Below are 21,514 nucleotides of genomic sequence, written 5' to 3'. Positions count from 1 at the left end.
ACGAAACGAAGCTCGCTGGAGCAATCCAGTCGTCAGGAAACGCCGGATACGTGATCCGTACGTCCGGTGTTGTGGGAGGACGGCGGGGGCAACCCCGCCTCCTACCCGATCCCCCGTTTGTCAGGCGTTTCGCCCCGTTTCCTGGCCGCTCGCGGCGAGCGCATCGCACGTTTTGACTTGCCAGCACAAATTCCTTTATAATTCAGGGCTTTTCCGCATCCGCGCCCGCGGAAGAAGAACCAGGGAGAGCCTGCACGCGCCTCGATGCGCACACTACAAGCAGGAAAGAACACATTGGGCGCAGCAATTTTTTTGGATCGATCATGAAGACGTTTTCCGCAAAAGCCCATGAGGTGACGCGCGAATGGTACGTGATTGACGCGACGGATAAGGTTCTCGGGCGTGTCGCCAGCGAAGTGGCACACCGTCTTCGCGGCAAGCACAAGCCTGAATTCACTCCCCACGTCGACACCGGTGATTTCATCATCGTCATCAACGCCGGCAAGCTGAAGGTCACGGGCAACAAGGTTACCGACAAGAAGTACTACCGTCACTCGGGCTACCCGGGCGGTATCTATGAAACGACGTTCGGCAAGATGCAGGAACGCTTCCCGGGCCGTGCGCTCGAGAAAGCGGTCAAGGGCATGCTGCCGAAGGGTCCGCTCGGCTACGCGATGATCAAGAAGCTGAAGGTCTACGCTGACGCAACGCATCCGCATTCGGCACAACAGCCGAAGGCGCTCGAGATCGAGATCTAAGGGGAGCCCACATGATCGGTAACTGGAATTACGGCACGGGCCGCCGCAAGAGTGCCGTCGCTCGCGTGTTCATCAAGGCAGGCAAGGGCGACATCGTTGTGAACGGCAAGCCCATCGCCGACTACTTCTCGCGCGAAACGTCGCTGATGATCGTGCGTCAACCGCTGGAGCTGACGAACCACGGTGTCACGTTCGACATCAAGGTCAACGTGACCGGCGGCGGTGAAACGGGTCAAGCCGGTGCGGTTCGCCACGGCATCACCCGCGCGCTGATGGACTATGACGCAACGCTGAAGCCGGAACTGTCGAAGGCTGGCTTCGTCACGCGTGACGCTCGTGAAGTCGAACGTAAGAAGGTCGGCTTCCACAAGGCACGTCGCCGCAAGCAGTTCTCGAAGCGTTAATCGTTTCGGGCGCGAACCGGCCTTCACGCCGGTTTGCAGCAAAAGCCGCCAACGCCACGCGCGAAGGCGGCTTTTTTTATGGTTTGCCGGGGTTCGCGGGCCGGTCTCGTTCGCTCAAGCGGCATCGGCTCGCCTTGCATCGACCTTGCAGCAAGAACCCATTGATTTTGTGGGCTTCAGCACGATATCCGGAACAGCCCTACAATATCGGCTAAAGCTATTTGGAGAGTTCGAATGAACGCAGTCACCGACACCCCCGTGACCGAGATGCCGGCCCCCTTCGTCTTCACCGACGCAGCGGCTGACAAGGTCAAGCAACTGATCGATGAGGAAGGCAACCCGGAGCTCAAGCTGCGCGTGTTCGTGCAGGGCGGCGGCTGCTCGGGCTTCCAGTACGGCTTCACGTTTGATGAAGCGATCAACGAAGACGACACCGTGATGAACAAGAGCGGCGTCCAGCTGCTGATCGACTCGATGAGCTACCAGTACCTGGTCGGCGCAGAGATCGACTACAAGGACGACATCAACGGCGCGCAGTTCGTCATCAAAAACCCGAACGCGAGCACGACCTGCGGTTGCGGTTCGTCGTTCTCGGTCTGAGCGGACAGGCTCTTCGTGCCACAGTGAAAACGGTGCCTCGGCGCCGTTTTTTTATTGTTTTCGCGCCGCAGAGGCAACCCGCGACGTCAAGAGGCGTGGGTTTGTTCGCATCTGCCTTTTCTCAGCGCGGATAAATAGCCCCCAACACCCGCTCCGCGGATGCCCCGGTCACGCTTGGCAGACTGCCCGGCAGACGCGCGATGCAGCGCATCGCGAGCCACGCGAACGCGAGCGGCTCGACCTGGCTCGGCGGCACGCCGAGCGCGTCGGTCGTCATCACGGGCACGCCGCTTACGCCGCTGTCTTCGAGCGCCTGCTGCAACGCCTTCATGATCTCCGGATTGCGCGCGCCGCCGCCGCACACGTACACGGCCCGCGCATCGGATGCATGCCGCTCAATCTCGCGCGCGACCGTCACCGCGGTCAGCGCGACGAGCGTTGCCTGTACGTCGGCTGCTGCGAGCGCGGAGAACGGCTCGAGCTTCGCATCGAGCCATGCGGTGTTGAACAGATCGCGGCCGGTGCTCTTGGGCGGCTGCTCTGCGAAGAATGGTTCGTCGAGCAACGCGTTCAGCAGCTTGCGATCGACCTGGCCACTCGCCGCGAAATGACCGTTTTCGTCGAATGGCTTGCCGAGCTGGCGCTCGGCCCACGCGTCGAGCAGCGCGTTCGCCGGCCCGCAGTCGAAGCCGCGCACGCCGCCGGTCGCGTTCAGGATCGTGATGTTGCTGATTCCGCCAAGATTGCAGACGACGCGCGTTTCGTCCTTCGCACCGAAGATCGTCGCGTGAAAAGCGGGCACGAGCGGCGCGCCCTGGCCGCCTGCCGCGACGTCGCGGCTGCGGAAATCGGCGACCACGTCGATATGCAGCATTTCCGCGAGCAGCGCCGGGTTGTTGATCTGTCGCGTATACCCCTTTTCCGGCCGATGCCGCACGGTCTGCCCATGCACGCCGATCGCACGGACGTCTTGGGCCGATACGCGGCTGTCGCGCAGCAGATCGTGGCAGCACACCGTGTAGCGCGTCGCGAGCGCGTTGGCGGCGAGCGCCTCGCGCTCGATCTCGTTGTCTCCCGGCTGTTGCAGCGCGAACAGCGCTCCGCGGATGCCGGCCGAAAAGCCGACGAACGCTTCGGCCAGCACCTCGGGCGGCTTCCCATTGGCAAACCGGACGGCCACGCCGTCCACACCGTCCATGCTGGTTCCCGACATCAGTCCGAAATAGATGCCGTCTGCGGGATCTTGCGCCACGTCGCTGCTCCTGTCGATGTTCATTCCGATTCGTTGTAGCAGATTATCGGCGCAAACGGCGAAGGTGACGCGAGCCGCAACGAATTGGCCCGTCGCGGGGCCGTGCGGGGCGCGTGAGAGGGCGCGGCGGCGCGCATCTATGGGACAATCCTGTTTTTTCGCGACTTCACGTTTCCAGCATGAGCACCGAGTCCACCCAGCCCAATCCCGCTTCCGCCTTCCCGATCACCGACGAAGTCCGTCACGCGCTCGCCGTGACCAGGCGCGGCGTCGACGAACTGCTGATCGAAGACGAATTCGCGCAAAAGCTCGCGCGCAGCGCGGCGACGGCCAAGCCGCTGCGCATCAAGCTCGGGCTCGATCCGACTGCACCCGACATCCACATCGGCCACACGGTCGTGCTGAACAAGATGCGCCAGTTGCAGGACCTCGGCCACACGGTGATTTTCCTGATCGGCGACTTCACGTCGCTGATCGGCGACCCGTCCGGGCGCAACGCGACCCGCCCGCCGCTCACGCGCGAGCAGATCGAATCGAACGCGAAGACCTATTTCGAGCAAGCCGCGCTCGTGCTCGATCGCGACAAGACCGAGATTCGCTACAACAGCGAATGGTCGATGCCGCTAGGCGCCGACGGCATGATCAAGCTTGCGTCGCGCTACACGGTCGCACGCATTCTCGAGCGCGAGGACTTCACGAAGCGCTTCCAGGGCGGCGTGCCGATCTCGATCCACGAATTCCTGTACCCGCTGATGCAGGGCTACGACTCGGTCGCGCTGAACGCGGACCTGGAGCTCGGCGGCACGGATCAGAAGTTCAACCTGCTGGTGGGTCGCGAGTTGCAGAAGCAGTACGGCCAGGAGCAGCAGTGCATCCTGACGATGCCGCTGCTCGAAGGGCTCGACGGCGTCGAGAAGATGTCGAAGTCGAAGAACAACTACATCGGCATCAGCGAAAAGCCGACCGACATGTTCGGCAAGCTGATGAGCATCTCCGACACGCTGATGTGGCGGTATTTCGAACTGCTGTCGTTCCGTCCGATGGACGAAATCGCCGGCTTCAAGCGCGAGGCCGACGCGGGCCGTAATCCGCGCGATTTCAAGGTGATGCTCGGCCAGGAAATCGTCGCGCGTTTCCACTCGCAGGCGGACGCCGAACGCGCGCTCGAGGACTTCAACCATCGCGCGAAGGGCGGCGTGCCCGACGACATCCCGGCCGTGACGCTCGCGGGCGCACCGCTCGCGATCGGCCAGTTGCTGAAGCAGGCGAACCTCGTACCGTCGACGAGCGAGGCGCTGCGCAACATCGAGCAAGGCGGCGTGAAGATCGACGGCGCCGCGGTGTCCGACAAGGGCCTGAAGGTCGAAGCGGGCGAGTACGTCGTGCAGGTCGGCAAGCGCCGTTTCGCGCGCGTGACGCTGACGGCGTGATCGCGCTGATCCAACGCGTGCGGCGCGCCGAAGTGCGCGTCGCCGATCGCGTGACCGGCGCGATCGACGCGGGCCTGCTCGCGCTCGTCTGCGCGGAGCGCGGCGACACCGAGGCCACGGCCGACAAGCTGCTCGCCAAGGTGCTCGGTTACCGCGTGTTCAGCGACGCGGCCGGCAAGATGAACCTGTCGGTGCAGAATCTCGACGGCGCCGGACGCGCGGGCGGCCTGCTGCTCGTGTCGCAGTTCACGCTCGCGGCCGATACCAACAGCGGCCTGCGCCCGAGCTTCACGCCGGCCGCGCCGCCCGACGAGGGCAAGCGCCTGTTCGACTACTTCGTCGCGGCCGCGCGCGCGAAGCATCCGATCGTCGAGACTGGCGAGTTCGGCGCGGATATGCAGGTGTCGCTCGTCAACGACGGGCCGGTCACGTTCTGGTTGCAGACCACCGCGTAAAAGAACGCGAACGTTCGAGCCCGCCGTCGCCGCAGGCGGGCCGTGCCGCTGCTTTTTGCGACAATAGTCGCTCGACACAACCGCGAACGGCACCTCTCTCTTATGACGACGCAGATCCTGTTTATCCGGCACGGCGAGACCGACTGGAACCGCATCAAGCGCATTCAAGGCCACATCGACATTCCGCTCGCGACGACCGGCGTCGCGCAGGCGCGACGTCTCGCGCGGCGCCTCGCCGACGAGGCGAAGCAGGGCGCGCGGCTCGACGCGATCTATTCGAGCGACTTGCAGCGCGCGCAGCAGACCGCGCAGCCGATCGGCGAGGCGCTCGGCCTGCCGCTGCAGCCGCGCGAGAACTTGCGCGAGCGCTCGTACGGCGCGTTCCAGGGCCATGACAGCGACGAGATCGCGCTGCGTTTCCCCGACGAATACGCGCAGTGGCAAACCCGCGATCCTGGCTTCGCGCCGCCCGAGGGCGAGTCGCACCGCGTGTTCTACCACCGCATCGTGCATGCGATCGAGCCGCTCGTCGCCGCGCATCCGGGCGGGCGCATCGCCTGTGTCACGCATGGCGGCGTGCTCGACTGCGTGCGCCGCTTTGCAACCGGCATGCGGCTCGACGCACCGCGCGATTACCCGCTGCTGAACACCAGCCTGAACGTCGTGGATTACGGGGACGGTCGCGCGACGATCGTGTCGTGGGCGGACGTAACGCATCTCGACGCGGGCAGCGCCGACGATGATGGTTTCAGGAAGGGACCGGGGCGGTAAGCAAAGGCGGGCAATGGCCCGAGACGCGTGCCGCAATCAATCCTGCTCCCGCACCGCCGCCGCCGCGCGGCGCCGAGCCCGCTTCGATACTCCATTGACCAGCGCCCAGCGGATCACCGGCGCGACGACCCGCACGCCAGGCCGCGCGAAGGTTCGACGCAGCGCCGCGTGGCGATTCAAGCCGAGCATCGTCTGCGCCCAGTCGGGCAACAGATCGACCCCCGCGTTGAGCATTAGCGTGCCAGCGGGCCGCATCGCGAAGCTCGGTGCCGGCGCGTTCATCAGAATCCTCACGACTTCGCGCGTGCGCTCGCTCGCGACGAGCGCGGGCCGCATCGCGAGCAGGTACGCCTCGATCTCGGCGCGCGAGCGCGGAATATCGACGGCGCCGAGCATTTCCGCGATGCGCGCGGTTTCCGCGAAGTATTGATCCTGCGCCGCGACGGACAGCACCGGATTCACATAGCGCAGATGCGCGGTCATGAAGCTCGACACTTCCGCGACGTGCACCCACGTCAGCAGCGCGGGCTCGCTCGCGCGATACGACTGGCCGTCCGGTGCGACGCCGGTCACGTCGAGATGAATGCGCTTCACGCGCTCGATCAGCGCGAGCGCATCGTTCTTGCTGCCGTACGTTGTGCCGGCGATGAACGTCGCCGTGCGACGCAGCCGGCCCAGGATGTCGGTGCGAAAGCTCGAGTGATCCCAAACGCCCGCGAGCGCGAGCGGATGCAGCGCCTGAAGCAGCAGCGCGCTGATGCCGCCGGTCATCATCGACGCGAAGTCGGCGTGGACCTTCCAGCAGACGGAGTCCGGCCCGAACAGACCGGGGTCGCCCGGCGGCGACGAGTAGTCGAGCACCGGTCCGCTGCCGGTCGTCAGATGCGTGACGCCGGCGGCGAGCTTCGAGCGCAGGCGGTGGGTGAGGCGCCGCGTGACATTGCCGGACGGGTCGCCGGCGGGATTGACAGGTGAACGGTTGGAAGGGCCGGGTTGCTGGGTCTGGTCTGACATCCTGGTCGGCCTCGTCGCGTGACTCAGTTCGTGGAATCCCACAGACCCGGCCGCGCGCTCGCCGAATCCGGCGCGGCCAGCCCGAAATGCCGGTACGTGAGCAGCGTGGCGATGCGGCCGCGTGGCGTGCGCTGCAGGAAGCCCTGCTGGATCAGATACGGCTCGAGCACGTCTTCGATCGTGTCGCGCTCCTCGCCGATCGCCGCGGCGAGGTTGTCGACACCGACCGGGCCACCGTCGAACTTGTGCAGGATCGCTTCGAGCAGCTTGCGGTCCATCAGGTCGAAGCCGACCGCGTCGACGTCGAGCATCCTGAGCGCGGCGTCGGCCACCTGCGCGGTGATGTTGCCGTCAGCCTTCACTTCGGCGAAGTCGCGCACGCGCCGCAGCAAGCGGTTCGCGATACGCGGCGTGCCGCGCGCGCGACGGGCGATTTCGACCGCGCCGTCCGGATGGATCTGCGCGCCGAGCAGCGCGGCCGAACGCGTGACGATGCGCGCGAGCTCCTCGGCGTTATAGAACTCGAGTCGCGCGACGATGCCGAAGCGGTCGCGCAGCGGATTGGTCAGCATACCAGCGCGCGTGGTCGCGCCGACCAGCGTGAACGGCTGCAGATCGAGCTTCACGCTGCGCGCGGCCGGCCCTTCGCCGATCATGATGTCGATCTGATAATCCTCGAGCGCTGGATACAGGATTTCCTCGACGACCGGCGAGAGCCGGTGGATTTCGTCGATGAAAAGAACGTCGTTGGCTTCGAGATTGGTCAGCAGCGCGGCGAGGTCGCCGGCGCGTTCGAGCACCGGCCCCGACGTTTGCCGCAGATTGACGCCCATCTCGCGCGCGATGATGTGCGCGAGCGTGGTCTTGCCGAGGCCCGGCGGCCCGAACAGCAGCACGTGGTCCAGCGATTCGGAACGGCGCTTCGCGGCCTCGATGAAGATTTCGAGCTGGCCGCGCACTTTCTCCTGCCCGACATATTCGTCGAGCTGACGCGGGCGCAGCGCGCGCTCGAACGCTTCTTCGTTCGGCGACACGGGCGTGGCCGCAATGATGCGCTCGGCGGCGAGTTTGTCGGTTTCGATCATGCGGTCATTGTACCGCGCGCGGCTTGGCGCTTAGCCCTTCGACAGCGCCTTCAACGCGAGCTTGATGCCCTCGGACACGCCCGTACCGGCCGGCACGTTCTTGATTGCCGCGAGCGCTTCTTTTTCCGAGTAGCCGAGCGCGAGCAGCGCATTGAGGATGTCGGAGGCGTGGTCGGATGGCGACGCGGCGCCCGCCATCGCGCCGAGGTCGGCGCCGAGCTTGCCCTTCAGTTCGAGCAGCAGCCGCTCGGCGGTCTTCTTGCCGATGCCCGGTACACGCGTGAGGCGCGCGGCGTCCTGCATCGTGACAGTCTGCGCGAGCTCCGCGACGCTCATGCCCGACAGCACCGCGAGCGCCATGCGCGCGCCGATGCCGGAAATCTTCAGCAGCTCGCGGAACGTCGAGCGTTCCTGCGCGGTGCCGAAGCCGTACAGCAGATGCGCGTCCTCGCGAACGATCATCTGCGTGAGCAGCACAATGCGCTCGCCGGTCGACGGCAGGTTGTAGAAGGTGCTCATCGGCACGTCCACTTCATAGCCGACGCCGTTGCAGTCGACGAGCAGATGCGGCGGATTTCTTTCCAGCAGAACGCCGGCAATGCGACCGATCATGGCGGATTAGTTTTCAGAGTCGGATGGGAAAGCGCGAGTGTAGCGCAGCGGATCGGCGGCGCGGGGCACAGTTGCGCTAGCCGACCAGACGCCCGCGCCGCACGCGCAACCCCTTCTTCGCGAGCGCCGGTGCGATGCCGCCAAGCGTGCTCAGCGTCGAGCCGCCGTGCGCGTGGCAGATGGCCATGCCGAGCGCGTCGGCGGCGTCGGTGCCGGGCACGCCCGCCAGGCTCAGCAGCCGCACGACCATCTGCTGCATTTGCTCCTTGGTCGCGCGGCCATAGCCGACCACCGACTGCTTCAGCTGCAGCGCGGTGTATTCGGCGACCGGCACGCCGCCCGCGACGAGCCCGCAGATCGCGGCGCCGCGCGCCTGGCCGAGCAGCAGCGTCGACTGCGGATTGACGTTGACGAAGACTTTTTCGATGGCCGCCTGATCCGGCGCGTGCTCGCGGATCAGCGTCGAGATGCCCGCGAAGATGGTGCCGAGCCGCGACGGCAGATCGGCGTCGGCGGTGCGGATCACGCCGCTCGCGACGTAGCTCAGTGTATGGCCGTGTTGTTCGATCACGCCAAAGCCGGTCACGCGCAGGCCGGGGTCGATGCCGAGAATTCTCATGAGGTGCCGCACAAGCGATAAAAACCAGGTGCCTGCGATACTACAACGAACGCGGCGCGCGGCGACCCGCTGGCAGCATGCTTAGCGGAATAAAAGCTGCTAAAGGCTTTGCGCAAGGAGGGCGATCGAGAATGGAGCGCTACCGCAATCTCAGCGGCGACTCGGGTGTCGACGCTTACGAAATCGGCGACGATTTCATCAAGGTGCGCTTTCGGCCGGGCGTCGTGTATTGGTACACAGAGGCAAGTGTCGGCGCCGAACATGTCGCGGTGCTGAAGCGTCTCGCGCGGCGGGGCCGGGGTTTGGGCACGTACATCAGCCAGCATGCGCAGGTGCGGGACGGTTATGCGCGCAAAGAGCCGGACGATTGAACGCGTCGCCGCGAAACAAAAGGCCCGGCGGGACAACCCGCCGGGCCTGTCTTGCGGCTACCGAACTTCAGCCGATCAATGACGGAAGTGACGCACGCCAGTCAGCACCATCGCGATGTTGTGCTCGTCGGCGGCGCTGACCACTTCGTCGTCGCGCACCGAGCCGCCCGGCTGGATCACGCAGGTCGCGCCTGCCGCGACGACCACGTCGAGACCGTCGCGGAACGGGAAGAACGCGTCCGATGCGACCGCCGAACCGGCCAGCCTCAGACCGGCGTTCTGCGCCTTGATGCTCGCGATGCGCGCCGAGTCCACGCGGCTCATCTGACCCGCGCCGACGCCGAGCGTCATACCGTTCGCGCAGAACACGATCGCGTTCGACTTCACGTACTTCGCGACTCGCCATGCGAACAGCAGGTCGTCCATTTCCTTCGGCGTCGGATGACGCTTCGTGACGACGCGCAGTTCGCGCGGCTGCACGTTCTTCGAGTCGAGCGACTGCACGAGCAGACCGCCGCCGACGCGCTTCAGATCGAACGTGTTATGGCCTTCGCCCAGCGTGATTTCGAGCAGACGCACGTTCTGCTTCGCCGCGAACACCTGACGCGCTTCGGCGCTGAACGACGGCGCGATCAGCACTTCGACGAACTGCTTCGCCACCGCTTGCGCGGTCGCTTCGTCGACTTCACGGTTGAACGCGATGATGCCGCCGAACGCCGAGGTCGGATCGGTCTGGAATGCTTTCGAATACGCTTCGTGAGCGTCCGCGCCGACCGCGACGCCGCACGGATTCGCGTGTTTGACGATCACGCAGGCCGGCACGTCGAAGGTCTTCACGCATTCCCACGCAGCGTCGGAGTCGGCGATGTTGTTGTACGACAGTTCCTTGCCCTGCAACTGGTTGTAATTCGCGAGCGCGCCGGCCGGCACCGCCAGGTCGCGGTAGAACGCCGCGCTCTGATGCGGGTTTTCGCCGTAGCGCAGGTCCTGCACCTTGTCGAACGCCATGTTGAAGGTAGCCGGGTACTCGTTGCGCGACGAATGCTGCAACTCGTCGGTCAGGCTCGTCAGGTAGTTCGTGATCGCGCCGTCGTATTGCGCGGTGTGCGCGTACACCTTGGTCGCGAGGCGGAAGTTCGTCTTGTACGACACCGTGTTGCCGTTCGAGCGCATTTCGTCGAGCACGACCGCGTAGTCGGCCGGATCGACCACCACCGTCACGTCGCGGTGATTCTTCGCGGCCGAGCGCAGCATCGTCGGGCCGCCGATGTCGATGTTCTCGATCGCGTCCTCGAGCGAGCATTCTTCCTTCGACACGGTCTGCACGAACGGGTACAGGTTCACGACCAGCAGGTCGATGGTCGGAATGTCGTGCTTCTCGAGCGCGGCCATGTGCTCGGGCAGGTCGCGGCGCGCGAGGATGCCGCCGTGCACCCTCGGATGCAGCGTTTTCACGCGCCCGTCGAGCATTTCCGGGAAACCCGTGTAGTCGGCGACTTCGGTGACGGACAGGCCTGCGTCCGCGAGCAGTTTCGCGGTGCCGCCGGTCGACAGGATCTTGATGCCGAGGTCCGACAGCGATTTGGCGAAGTCGACGATGCCGGACTTGTCGGAAACGGAGATGAGCGCTTGCTTGATCATGATGAAGACGAAAAGCCGAAGGGAAACGTGGCAGGGCGCGAGAAACTACGACGCGCTACAGCAAACCGTGTTGTTGCAGCTTCTTGCGCAGCGTATTGCGGTTGATGCCGAGATACTCGGCGGCCAGCGACTGGTTGCCGCCGGCCTGCTCGAGCACCACTTCGAGCAAGGGTTTTTCCACGCATGAAATGACCATGTCGTAGACGTCGTGCGGATTGGAGCCGTCGAGATCCTGGAAATACACGTCCAGGCTGTCGCGGACAGATTGTTCGATGTTGTTCTTGCTCATGCTGCCAGTCGGTCGGAGTTGTCCTCGCTCTCGCTGTCGAGCCCGGGGTTGCCGGGCGCTTCGTCGACGTAGACGAGGCGGTCTGAGATCGCCTTTTGCGCGTCAAAGAACTCGTTGACGGCGAGGAGTTGTTCGCGCGTGGTGTCCAGCGTATTCATGCGATGCCGGAACAGGTTGGCGCCGGAAAGGCCGCGAGTGTACCAGCCGATGTGCTTGCGCGCAGTGCGGACACCGGTAAATTCCCCGTAAAAAGCGTAGTGATCTTCGAGATGTTCGTTCATCACCTGCTGGATTTCGTCGATGCGCGGCGGCGGCAGCAACTCGCCCGTTTGCAGGAAATGCTCGATCTCGCGAAAGAGCCACGGACGTCCCTGCGCGGCGCGCCCGATCATGATCGCGTCCGCGCCGGTCGCGGCGAGCACCTCGCGCGCCTTTTGCGGCGACGTGATGTCGCCGTTCGCGACGACCGGAATGCGCACCGCCGCCTTTACCGCGGCGATGGTTTCGTACTCGGCGTCGCCGTGGTACAGGTCCGCGCGCGTGCGGCCGTGCACGGTCAGCATCGAAATGCCCGCTGCTTGCGCGAGACGCGCGACGTTCAGCGCGTTTTTGTTCTCGCGATTCCAGCCGGTGCGGATTTTCAGCGTGACGGGCACCGCGTCGGGCCCGACGCCGACCGCGTTCACGACAGCCTCGACGATGCGCTGCACGAGCGGTTCGTTTTGCAGCAGCGCCGAGCCGGCCGCGACGTTGCAGACCTTCTTGGCTGGGCAGCCCATGTTGATGTCGATGATCTGCGCGCCGTTCGCGACGTTGTAGCGGGCGGCTTCGGCCATCATCTCCGGGTCCGCGCCGGCGATCTGCACCGCGATCGGCTCGACCTCGCCTTCGTGGTTCGCGCGGCGCATGGTCTTTTCGCTCTTCCACAGCTGCGCGTTCGACGCGACCATTTCCGACACCGCATAGCCCGCGCCGAGCCGTTTGCACAGCTGGCGGAACGGTCGGTCGGTCACGCCGGCCATCGGGGCGACGAACAGGTTGTTACGCAGATTGTGGGGGCCGAGAGGGGGCATGGCGTGAGCGCGCGCCGACGACGGGCCAGGATTTGACAATCGTGACAGTCGGCGCAGCGCGAAATGCGAGGGAAAACCGCTATTTTAGCGTTAACGGGTTGCCGGGACTCGCGAACCGAGTCTCGTAACCCGTTAAATCTTCTATGAAAGTCGCCCGGCTCATAGAACCGGGCAGCGATTTCTCGCGCTTAACGGCGCTGGCCGAACATCATCTGCCGGGCGAGCGCGGTTTTGACCGGCGGCACGAATTCGAGTGCGGTCAGGGCGAGGCCGCGCAGTACCGCGAGCGGCGCGAAGTCGACGGTAAAGAGGCGCGCGAGCGTGTCGGTCGAGCCGATCGTCAGGCGCCGGTCGAGCGTGCGGCGTTGCGCGAAGGTGGCGAGCGCGAGCGGGGTCGGGCCTTCGGCCGATAGCGCGTCGACGAGCGCGTGCGCATCGCGCAAGCCCAGATTGAGGCCCTGGCCGGCTACCGGATGCAACGTCTGCGCCGCATTGCCGATCGCGACGATGTGGCCGTTCACCAGCGTATCGACCGTGTTGAGACCAAGCGGGAACGACGCGCGACCCTTGATGTCCGTAAAGCGGCCCATGCGGTTGCCGAACGCGGCGTCGAGCTCGCGCAGGAACGCTTCGTCGGAAAGCTGCGCGCGGCGCGCGGCTTCGTCGGGCGCGCAGCACCAGACGAGCGCGTAGTCGGCACCACGCACGCCACCCATCGGCAGTAGCGCGATCGGACCTTGCGACGTGAAGCGCTCCCATGCGACGTGCGGCTGCGGCGCGGACACGGTGACCGTGCCGACCAGCGCGGTCTGGCCGTAGTCGCGCGAGCCGGCGCTGTTTTTACCGATGTCGCGTGCGCCGGCGTATTCGTCCGTGGCGCGGCTCGGATTTTTCGCGTGCTTCTGGTCACCGAACAGGCCGCCCTCGGCGTTGACCAGAATCCGCGTGCGCAACCGGCGCGCGACGCCCGCGGTTTCGATCGGCAGCGTGACGCCGTCGAGCTCCTGAACCGGCGCGCCGGCCGAGGTCGAGCGGAACCAGTGGACCGGCGTCGCATGCACGGCGTCGGCGAGGCCATGCACGATCGAGCCATAGCGCAGCACGTAGCCGAGCGCGGGCAGGCCGTGCTCGCGATGATCGATCAGCGTGCGGCCGAAATGACCGCGTTGCGACACGTGGATGCGCTCGATCGCGGTGGCGTCGGCGGGCCAGCGCAGCGGCTCGAGGATCATCCGGCTGCCGTGCGAGACCGCGATCGCGCGCGGATCGGCGATCGAGTCTTCCGGCTCGCGCGCGTCGACGAGCGCGATCTTCAGCTCGCGCGTCACGCTGCGGCGCGCGAGCCAGCCGGCGAGCGCGAGGCCGACCGGCCCGGCGCCGACGATCGTCACGTCGAAATCGAACCCCTGCTGGTGGGAGGCGGGCCTCAGGATCACCGCCGAGGGAGATGCTTCGTTCATCGCGGATCAGGTCCTCTGTTGATGCGACGCTTGATGGAGGGCTCGTGCTTCCTGCATCAGCGCCTCGATCTCGTCGGCGGCGACCGGCACGTCGCGCGTGATCAGCTCACAGCCGGTCGGCGTCACGATTGCGTCGTCCTCGATGCGGATGCCGATGTTCCAGTAGCGTTCGGGCACACCCTCGGCCGGGCGGACGTACAAGCCCGGCTCGATCGTCAGCGTCATCGACGCGCGCAGCGTGCGCCACGGCAGCACGCCCGCTTCGTCGCGCGGCGCGCCGCGCTCGCGGTAGTCGCCGCAGTCGTGCACGTCCATGCCGAGCCAGTGGCCGGTGCGGTGCATGTAGAACGGCACGTAGGCGCGCTCGGCGATCACGTCGTCGACCGAGGCGAACTTCGCGCGCGGCACGATGCCGGTGTCGAGCAGCCCCTGCGACAGCACGCGCAGCGCGGCCTGATGCGGATCGTCGAAGCTCGCACCGGCGCGCGTCGCGTCGGCGGCGGCCTGCTGCGCTGCCAGCACGATGTCGTACAGCTCGCGCTGCGCCGGCGTGAAACGCCCGCTCGCCGGAAACGTGCGCGTGATGTCGGACGCGTAGCCGTCGAGTTCGCAGGCCGCGTCGATCAGGATCAGGTCGCCGTCGCGCGCGATCGCGTTGCCGGCCGGGTAGTGCAGCACGCACGCGTTCGCGCCAGCCGCGACGATCGACGTATAGGCCGGCGCCTGCGCGCCAAACTTGCGGAACGTGTAGAGCAGTTCGGCCTCGAGTTCATACTCGCGGATACCGGGCCGGCACAGCGCCATAGCGCGACGATGCGCGGCCGCCGAAATCTGTCCGGCGCGGCGCATGATCGCGAGTTCGTGGTCGTCCTTGACGAGCCGCATCTCGTCGAGCAACGGCAGCAGGTCGCGCGCGGCCGTGGGCGCGACGGTGCCGCCGCGGCTTTGCGCGCGCACCGCGTCGAGCCAGCCGCGCACCTGCTCGTCGAAATGCGCCGAGGTGCCGAACGCGTAGTGCAGCGCCGGCTTGTCGGCGATGATGCGCGGCAGCTGCGTGTCGAGTTCGCCGATCGGGAACGCGGCGTCGAGCCCGAATGCTTCGCGCGCGCCGTCGGGGCCGAAGCGGAAGCCTTCCCATGTCTCGCGCTCGACGCTTTTCTCGCGGCAGAACAGCATCGACGCGGGCGCGCCGGGCGCGGCGCTGGCATCGAGCACCAGCAGCGCTTCGGGCTCGGTGAAGCCGGTCAGATAATAGAAGTAGCTGTCGTGGCGGTACGGGTAGTCAGTGTCGCGGTTGCGCAGCGCTTCCGGCGCGGTCGGGACGATGGCGACGCCGCCGCCCGCGGCGCGCAGCGCGGCGAGAACGCGCTCGCGGCGCGTGCGGTAGACGTCGATGGCGATGGTGGGTTCGGTCGGCTGGTTCATCGTGCGATTGTAGCGCCGCGATTCTCCTGGCCCCATTCTCCGCGCAGGACATTGACTCGCTTTGTGCGGCTCCGGACGGCGCGGCGGTCGCCGTCATGTTGCAATCCGTCCACAGCGGCTCGGCGGGCGGTTCGCGAAGATGGCGCCAGCACGCTCGCGGAAGCCTTAGACCACTTATACTTTCGCCGGATTCAGAAAAAGGCAGAAGGTCATGATGAAACTCATCGGTTCGTTCGGCAGCCCGTTCGTGCGCAAAGCACGCATCGTGCTCGCCGATAAGAAGATCGACTACGAACTGGTGCCCGAGAACGTCTGGGCGCCGGATACCCGGATTCACACCTTCAATCCGCTCGGCAAGGTGCCGTGCCTCGTGATGGAAGACGGCGAGGCCGTGTTCGATTCGCGCGTCATCTGCGAGTACGTCGATACGCTGTCGCCGGTCGGCAAGCTGATTCCGCCGTCGGGGCGCGAGCGCGTCGCAGTGCGCTGCTGGGAAGCGCTCGCCGACGGCATGCTCGACGCGGCCGTGCTGATCCGTCTCGAAGGCACGCAGCGCGCGCCCGAGCAGCGCGTGGACGCGTGGCTCGCGCGGCAGCAGCGCAAGATCGACGAAGCGCTGATCGCGATGTCGCAAGGGCTCGGCAGCAAGCCGTGGTGCGCGAGCAATCACTACACGCTGGCCGACATCGCGGTGGGCTGCGCGCTCGGCTATCTGGACTTCCGTATGCCGGAACTGAACTGGCGCGAATCGCATCCGAATCTGGACAAGCACTTCCAGAAGCTGTCGCTGCGGCAGTCGTTCATCGATACGGTGCCGAAGGATTGACGAAGCTCGAACGAGCATGAAAAAAATGCGCCTGCATGTCGGGCGCATTTTTTTTGCGGGTGTCGTGCCTTTGGCGTCGGCGTTACCGCTTGCCGTTGCGTCGCCGCGCGAGCCCCGGTCCGAACGCGAAACCGAACGCGAGCAGCAGCGCCGACACCGCGAGCACCGTGTTGTTGCCGCTCGTCACGTAAGGCGTGTAGCCTGAGGTGCCCTGCACGCGCACGTCGAGCGAACCGACCGTGTAGGGCGTCAGGCGCCCGATCACGCGGCCGTTCGCGTCGATCGCGGCGGTGATGCCGGTGTTGGTTGCGCGCAGCATCGGCCGGCCGGTTTCGAGCGAGCGCATGCGCGCGATCTGCAGATGCTGGTCGAGCGCGATCGTGTCGCCGAACCACGCGAGATTGGTCGAGTTGATCAGCACGCCGGCGGGCGTCGCATTCTCGCGCAGCGTGCGCGCGATCTCCTCGCCGAAGATGTCCTCGTAGCAGATGTTCACCGCGACCGGCTGGTTATGCACCATGAACGGCTTTTGTACCGGCGGGCCGCGGAAGAAATCGCCGAGCGGAATGTTCATCAGGTTCACGAACCAGCGGAAGCCCCACGGCACGAATTCGCCGAACGGTACCAGATGGTGCTTGTCGTAGCGATAAATCTCGTGCGAGCCGGGCGTGACGCCGAACAGGCTGTTGGTGTAGTCGACCACCCGGCCGTCCGGCGTGATCGTGCCGCCGATCGCGCCGAACAGCAGCGCGCTGCCGGTCGAATCCGTGAACTGGCGGATCGCGGCCGCGAAGTTCGGCGGAAGCTGCTGCGCGAGCACGGGGATCGCGGTTTCCGGCGTGACGATCAGATCGGCCGGCTTCGACGTGATCATCTGCTGATACTCGTCGACCGCCGCGCGCAAGCCGGCTTCCTCGAACTTCATCTCCTGCTTCACGTTGCCTTGCAGCAGCCGCACCGACAGCGCCGCGTTGGCGGGCGTGGTCCACTGCACGAGCGGCAGCAGCAGGCCGATCACGAGCAGCGCGAGCGCGACGCCAGCAGGCACGACGATGGGGGCGATGCGCGTGCCGCGGCCCCGCGCGGCGCGACCGCCGGCGTCATCAGCGGCGCTGGCGTTCGGCTCGAGCGATTCATTCGCCCGCCCGGAGCGCCGCCTCGGCGGCAGCGCCAGCAACGCCTGCACGATCAACGCGGCGGTGAGCGCAACCATCCAACCGACGCCATATACGCCGACCACCGGCGCAAACCCCGCCAACGGGCCGTCGACCTGCGCATAACCGGTGGCGAGCCACGGAAAGCCGGTGAACACCGTGCCGCGCAGCCATTCGCCGATCGCCCACGCGCTCGCAAAGGCGAGCGCGCCGTGCCAGGTCGGCGAGAATGGCGCGCGCTCGTCGGCCGCGCCGTTGCGCGCATGGCCCGCGCAGAACGACCACACCCCCGCGGCGAGCGCCGGATAGACCGCGAGATACAGGCAGAACAGCACGAGCGCCGTGCCGGCGAGCGGTGCCGGCATGCCGCCGTAGTCGTGCATGCTCACATACAGCCACCAGACCCCGCTCACGAAGTTGCCGAAGCCGAACGCGCCGCCCGTCAGCGCGGCGCTTTTCCAGCCGGTGCTGCGCGTGAGCCACGCGAAGAAGAACACGAAGATCGCGAGTTGCAGCCAGCCGCCATGCGGCGTCGGCGCGAACGACAGCGTATTGGCCGCGCCAGCGGCCAGGGCGACGAGGTAGTGCCAGCGCGGCAGCGCGCGGCTGCGTGTGCCGTCTTCGGTGGGAGCGGGAGCGGGGGCGCTCACGCCGCGGTGCGAACGGGAAGTGATCGGGTCGGCCATTGTTGCGCGGTCGGCGTCGGTAGTTGAAAGGGCAACTCAGTAGGCAAACGAGTTGGCAAATGCGTCGGCAATGAAAGCGCGCGGGCGCTCAGGCCGTGCATCGGCCCGAGCCGCCGGCTCAGGTCTGCGCGTGCTGTGACTCGCGCTCGCGCTCGCCCGCGAGCGGGTCGCGGCGCACCAGCAGCATGTGGATCTGGCGGGCGTCGCCGCGCAGGATCTCGAAGATCAGGTCGTCGAGGCGGACTTTCTCGCCCCGATGCGGCACCCGGCCGAAGTGATGCGTGACCAGCCCGCCGATCGTGTCGACCTCGTCGTCCGAATAATGCGTGCCGAAGGTGTCGTTGAACTGCTCGATCTCGGTCAGCGCGCGCACGCGGAAGCGTCCGTCCGGCGAAGCGATGATGTTGCCGCTCTCCTCGTCGAAATCGTATTCGTCCTCGATGTCGCCGACGATCTGCTCCAGTACGTCTTCGATCGTGATCAGGCCCGCGACGCCGCCGTACTCGTCGACGACCACCGCGAGGTGGTTGCGGTTCACGCGGAAGTCGTGCAGCAGCACGTTCAGCCGCTTCGACTCGGGGATGAACACGGCAGGGCGCAGCATGCCGCGCACGTCGAACTCTTCTTCGGCGTAGTAGCGCAGCAGATCTTTCGCGAGCAGCACGCCGATGATGTTGTCGCGATTGCCCTCGTAGACCGGATAGCGCGAATGCGCCTTGTCCAGCACGTAGGGGATGAATTCAGCGGGATTGTCCGCGATGTTGATCGCGTCCATTTGCGCGCGCGGCACCATGATGTCGCGTGCGCTCAGTTCTGACACCTGGAATACGCCTTCGATCATCGACAGCGAGTCGGCGTCGATCAGGTTGCGTTCGTGCGCGTCCTGCAGAATTTCCAGAAGTTCGGCGCGCGAGTCGGGCTCGGGCGAGATGAAGTCGGTCAGGCGCTCGAGCAGCGTGCGCTTTTCCTGCGGTTTGTCGAGTTGACGTCCGGTATGGCGTCGACTGGGATACGTGTCGTTCATGGTAGTGCGCCCGGCGAGACTGGGCGCGCTGTTGCAGTGCGTTAAGGATACACCAGGCGCATGGCGGAACCGTGTCCCGCCGGGCCCGGCGATGAGCGAAGCCAGGGTGAAACGGCCCCGCCGCGACGGCGGAGCGTGGAATCATCCTAACCGATTACGCGGGCAAAAGCGCTCGCTGGCAAAAAAGTCGCGGGTGGGGTTTTCGCCGAGATGCGGCGGTCACACGGCCGGCTTGCAGCGCGCGAGCAGCGCTTCGAGCGCGCGGTCCGGCATGCCGCTTTCGCGCAGCGCGTGCACGGTGCGGCTCACGTAGTCGAAGGTCGTGCCGTAGCGGCCGCTCGCACAGCCCAGCACGGTCTGGATGATGTCGTCGCGCAGCTTGCCGGTGTAGCTCGGCACGTCGCGGCGCATCACGAATGCGAGCGCGTCGACGCGCCGGCCGTCCGCGAGCACGCACGGCAGCCACGCGGGACGGTACGAGCCCATCGGCATTTCGCGGCGCCACAGTGCTTCGAGATGCGGCCTCGAGCCATCGGCCGCGAGCCGGAAAGCCATGCCGGTGCACGAGCCGCCGCGATCGAGCGCGAGCACGAGGCCGGGCTGCTCTGGCGTGCCGCGATTGACTCGCGACCACAGATAGAGTCCGCGGTGATAGCCGTGCACCTTCGAGCGCATCGCCTCGACGGTCGGCAGGCCCGGGTTCCAGATCAGCGAGCCATAGCCGAACAGCCACAGATCGCTTTGGCGGTCCCAGCCGCGCAACGTGGATTCGAGCGACGCGCGCAGTTCGTCGTCCGTCAGGAGCCGCGAGTCGCCGAGCACCGGCGGGTAGTCCGGACAGCGCACGGGGATATCGGCTTCGGGGGACGGAGTGCTCACGGTGGGTTCGGGCGGGCTGGCGTCGAGGAGGGGCGGAACGCCTATTGGTAAGGGTCCGCAAAGCCGAGCTTGCCGAGGATTTCGGCTTCGATCGCTTCCATTTCCTCGGCTTCTTCTTCGACCTCGTGGTCGTAGCCCTGTGCATGCAGCGTGCCGTGCACGAGCAGGTGCGCGTAATGCGCGGCGAGCGGCTTGCCCTGCTCGGCGGCTTCCTTCTCGACCACCGGGCAGCACAGAATCAGATCGCCCGTGACCGGATCATCTTCCGATTCGGCATAGGCGAAGGTCAGCACGTTGGTCGCGTAATCCTTGCCGCGATAGGTGCGATTCAGCGTGCGGCCTTCTTCGGCGTCGACGAACCGAACCGTCAGTTCGCCGTCCGCGAATAGCGCCGCCTTGATCCAGCCGGCCACCGTCGCGCGCGGCAGCAGCGCCTTGTGTTCCGGCCAGGCTTTGGCGGCGGGGAATTGCAGGCTCAACGTCAGTTTCGGGGTGCGGCTCATGCGGTTTCTATGCGTGGCATTCCTGGCTCAGTCTTTTTTTGCGGCGAGGCGACGCGGGCCTCGCGCTGCGAAGCGCATCGCTTTAGCGCGGATCGACCGCGGCCGGCGACTTCTGCGCATGCGCATCGTACGCCTCCACAATTCGCGCGACCAGCGGATGCCGCACCACGTCCGCGCTCGTGAAACGCGTGAGCGCGATGCCGCGCACGTTCGCGAGCACCTGTTGCGCTTCGATCAGCCCGCTCTTCTGGCCGCGCGGCAGATCGACCTGGGTCGTGTCGCCGGTGACGACCGCCTTCGAGCCGAAGCCGATTCGCGTGAGGAACATCTTCATCTGCTCGGGCGTGGTGTTCTGCGCCTCGTCGAGGATGATGAATGCGTGATTCAGCGTGCGGCCGCGCATGTATGCGAGCGGCGCGATTTCGATCATCTGCCGCTCGAACATCTTCGCGGTTTTGTCGAAGCCGAGCAGGTCGTACAGCGCGTCGTAGAGCGGGCGCAGATACGGATCGACTTTCTGCGCGAGATCGCCCGGCAAAAAGCCGAGCCGCTCGCCCGCCTCGACGGCCGGGCGCGTCAGCACGATGCGTTTGACCTGGTCGCGCTCGAGCGCGTCGACCGCGCAGGCCACCGCGAGATAGGTCTTGCCGGTGCCGGCCGGGCCGACGCCGAACGTGACGTCGTGCGACACGATCTGCTTCAGGTACTCGCGCTGCGCCGGCGTGCGGCCGCGCAGATCCGCGCGTCGCGTGTACAGCTTCGGGCCGTATTCCTCGAAGTCGTCCTCGCTCGCAGTGGCGTCGGCGGGCTGGTCGAACGGGTGATCGGGATTGCCGGCGAAGTGCGCGTCGACGGTGTCGCCATTGCCATTGCCGTTGCCATTCGAACGATGACGCACCGGATGACGCACTTCGATGAGCGCGAGCTGGATGTCGTCGACCGACAAAGGCTCGCGCGCGTTGTTGTAGAAGTTTTCGAGCGCGGTGAGCGCGAGCTTCGCGCCGCGCCCGCGGATCGCGATGCGGTGGCCGCGGCGCTGCAGGGTCACGTCGAGCGCCTGCTCGATCTGCCGCAGATTTTCGTCGAGCGGTCCGCAGAGGTTGGCGAGCCGCGCATTATCTTCGCGCGGTGCGGTGAATTCCAGAGGCTGCTGAGTGGTCTTCAAGGCGGTGAGTCGATCCTG

The 21,514-nt window shown here is 66.1% G+C and carries 23 protein-coding genes; 8 read left to right on the top strand and 15 right to left on the bottom strand.

All coding sequences use genetic code 11. The annotated features are described in order from the left end of the window. Positions 1-323 precede the first annotated feature (323 nt). From rplM to erpA, 3 genes are all read left to right on the top strand, one after another. Complete coding sequence (gene rplM, locus HWY30_RS29105) at positions 324-758, top strand: 50S ribosomal protein L13 (RefSeq protein WP_090801822.1); 435 nt, start codon at positions 324-326, stop codon at positions 756-758. 11 nt (positions 759-769) lie between these two features. Beyond that, a complete protein-coding gene (rpsI, locus tag HWY30_RS29100) occupies positions 770-1,162 on the top strand; it encodes a 30S ribosomal protein S9 (RefSeq protein WP_011489810.1) in 393 nt (130 codons plus the stop codon). A gap of 234 nt (positions 1,163-1,396) precedes the next feature. Further along, entirely contained in the window at positions 1,397-1,762 is a 366-nt protein-coding gene (gene erpA, locus HWY30_RS29095; RefSeq protein ID WP_027198818.1) for an iron-sulfur cluster insertion protein ErpA, read from the top strand. Positions 1,763-1,883: 121 nt separating this feature from the next. On the opposite strand, the gene HWY30_RS29090 is transcribed toward erpA, so the two are convergent. Beyond that, on the bottom strand, positions 1,884-3,014 hold the full coding sequence (locus tag HWY30_RS29090; RefSeq protein ID WP_176078968.1) for an anhydro-N-acetylmuramic acid kinase: 1,131 nt from the start codon (positions 3,012-3,014) through the stop codon (positions 1,884-1,886). Positions 3,015-3,193: 179 nt separating this feature from the next. Here HWY30_RS29090 and tyrS point away from each other — a divergent pair, with 179 nt between their 5' ends. From tyrS to HWY30_RS29075, 3 genes are all read left to right on the top strand, one after another. After that, entirely contained in the window at positions 3,194-4,444 is a 1,251-nt protein-coding gene (gene tyrS, locus HWY30_RS29085) for a tyrosine--tRNA ligase (RefSeq protein WP_090801820.1), read from the top strand. Then, positions 4,441-4,899, top strand: coding sequence for a D-aminoacyl-tRNA deacylase (gene dtd / locus HWY30_RS29080; protein WP_090801819.1), 459 nt, complete (start codon positions 4,441-4,443; stop codon positions 4,897-4,899). Before tyrS ends, dtd begins: the two co-directional genes overlap by 4 nt. A gap of 102 nt (positions 4,900-5,001) precedes the next feature. Further along, entirely contained in the window at positions 5,002-5,670 is a 669-nt protein-coding gene (locus HWY30_RS29075) for a histidine phosphatase family protein (protein WP_090801818.1), read from the top strand. A 36-nt stretch (positions 5,671-5,706) separates the two neighbouring features. On the opposite strand, the gene HWY30_RS29070 is transcribed toward HWY30_RS29075, so the two are convergent. From HWY30_RS29070 to ruvC, 4 genes are all read right to left on the bottom strand, one after another. Beyond that, positions 5,707-6,684, bottom strand: a complete 978-nt coding sequence (locus HWY30_RS29070) for an oxygenase MpaB family protein (protein WP_090801817.1) — start codon at positions 6,682-6,684, stop codon at positions 5,707-5,709. 23 nt (positions 6,685-6,707) lie between these two features. After that, positions 6,708-7,769, bottom strand: coding sequence for a Holliday junction branch migration DNA helicase RuvB (gene ruvB / locus HWY30_RS29065; protein ID WP_090801816.1), 1,062 nt, complete (start codon positions 7,767-7,769; stop codon positions 6,708-6,710). A gap of 30 nt (positions 7,770-7,799) precedes the next feature. Then, complete coding sequence (gene ruvA, locus HWY30_RS29060; RefSeq protein ID WP_090801814.1) at positions 7,800-8,381, bottom strand: Holliday junction branch migration protein RuvA; 582 nt, start codon at positions 8,379-8,381, stop codon at positions 7,800-7,802. Positions 8,382-8,457: 76 nt separating this feature from the next. Next, positions 8,458-9,000 (bottom strand): crossover junction endodeoxyribonuclease RuvC, encoded by a 543-nt coding sequence (gene ruvC / locus HWY30_RS29055; RefSeq protein WP_090801813.1) that lies wholly within the window; start codon positions 8,998-9,000, stop codon positions 8,458-8,460. A gap of 131 nt (positions 9,001-9,131) precedes the next feature. Here ruvC and HWY30_RS29050 point away from each other — a divergent pair, with 131 nt between their 5' ends. Further along, positions 9,132-9,371 carry a hypothetical protein gene (locus HWY30_RS29050; protein ID WP_018421774.1) on the top strand — a complete coding sequence of 80 codons (240 nt, stop codon included), beginning with the start codon at positions 9,132-9,134 and terminating at the stop codon, positions 9,369-9,371. Positions 9,372-9,446: 75 nt separating this feature from the next. Here HWY30_RS29050 and purH read toward each other — a convergent pair whose 3' ends face one another. The 5 genes from purH to HWY30_RS29025 form a co-directional block, all read right to left on the bottom strand. Further along, on the bottom strand, positions 9,447-11,012 hold the full coding sequence (gene purH, locus HWY30_RS29045; protein ID WP_090801811.1) for a bifunctional phosphoribosylaminoimidazolecarboxamide formyltransferase/IMP cyclohydrolase: 1,566 nt from the start codon (positions 11,010-11,012) through the stop codon (positions 9,447-9,449). Positions 11,013-11,067: 55 nt separating this feature from the next. Next, positions 11,068-11,301 (bottom strand): Fis family transcriptional regulator, encoded by a 234-nt coding sequence (locus HWY30_RS29040; protein ID WP_008919619.1) that lies wholly within the window; start codon positions 11,299-11,301, stop codon positions 11,068-11,070. After that, positions 11,298-12,374 (bottom strand): tRNA dihydrouridine synthase DusB, encoded by a 1,077-nt coding sequence (gene dusB / locus HWY30_RS29035; protein WP_090801809.1) that lies wholly within the window; start codon positions 12,372-12,374, stop codon positions 11,298-11,300. The genes HWY30_RS29040 and dusB overlap by 4 nt, the downstream gene beginning before the upstream one ends. Before the next feature lie 188 nt (positions 12,375-12,562). Continuing rightward, a complete protein-coding gene (locus HWY30_RS29030) occupies positions 12,563-13,834 on the bottom strand; it encodes a UbiH/UbiF/VisC/COQ6 family ubiquinone biosynthesis hydroxylase (protein ID WP_090801808.1) in 1,272 nt (423 codons plus the stop codon). 6 nt (positions 13,835-13,840) lie between these two features. Continuing rightward, positions 13,841-15,259, bottom strand: a complete 1,419-nt coding sequence (locus HWY30_RS29025; RefSeq protein ID WP_090801806.1) for an aminopeptidase P N-terminal domain-containing protein — start codon at positions 15,257-15,259, stop codon at positions 13,841-13,843. A gap of 211 nt (positions 15,260-15,470) precedes the next feature. On the opposite strand from HWY30_RS29025, the gene HWY30_RS29020 reads away from it, so the two are divergent. Next, positions 15,471-16,085: a glutathione S-transferase C-terminal domain-containing protein gene (locus HWY30_RS29020; RefSeq protein WP_018421769.1), complete on the top strand. Its 615-nt coding sequence runs from the start codon at positions 15,471-15,473 to the stop codon at positions 16,083-16,085. 82 nt (positions 16,086-16,167) lie between these two features. Here the strand turns inward: HWY30_RS29020 and lnt are convergent, their stop codons facing one another. The 5 genes from lnt to HWY30_RS28995 form a co-directional block, all read right to left on the bottom strand. Then, positions 16,168-17,925: an apolipoprotein N-acyltransferase gene (lnt, locus tag HWY30_RS29015; RefSeq protein ID WP_090801805.1), complete on the bottom strand. Its 1,758-nt coding sequence runs from the start codon at positions 17,923-17,925 to the stop codon at positions 16,168-16,170. 118 nt (positions 17,926-18,043) lie between these two features. Further along, entirely contained in the window at positions 18,044-18,949 is a 906-nt protein-coding gene (locus tag HWY30_RS29010) for an HlyC/CorC family transporter (protein ID WP_090801803.1), read from the bottom strand. A gap of 219 nt (positions 18,950-19,168) precedes the next feature. Further along, a complete protein-coding gene (locus HWY30_RS29005; RefSeq protein ID WP_090801802.1) occupies positions 19,169-19,828 on the bottom strand; it encodes a gamma-glutamylcyclotransferase in 660 nt (219 codons plus the stop codon). Between the two features lie 41 nt (positions 19,829-19,869). Continuing rightward, positions 19,870-20,331, bottom strand: coding sequence for an rRNA maturation RNase YbeY (gene ybeY, locus HWY30_RS29000; protein ID WP_090801800.1), 462 nt, complete (start codon positions 20,329-20,331; stop codon positions 19,870-19,872). Between the two features lie 82 nt (positions 20,332-20,413). Next, a complete protein-coding gene (locus HWY30_RS28995) occupies positions 20,414-21,496 on the bottom strand; it encodes a PhoH family protein (RefSeq protein WP_090801798.1) in 1,083 nt (360 codons plus the stop codon). Between the last annotated feature and the right edge of the window lie 18 nt (positions 21,497-21,514).

The organism is Paraburkholderia tuberum STM678 (assembly GCF_902833905.1).
In the GTDB taxonomy this organism is placed as follows: Bacteria; Pseudomonadota; Gammaproteobacteria; order Burkholderiales; family Burkholderiaceae; genus Paraburkholderia; species Paraburkholderia tuberum.
The sequence above is the reverse complement of the archived record's forward strand: the minus strand, read 5'-3'. Positions and strand labels throughout refer to the sequence as shown.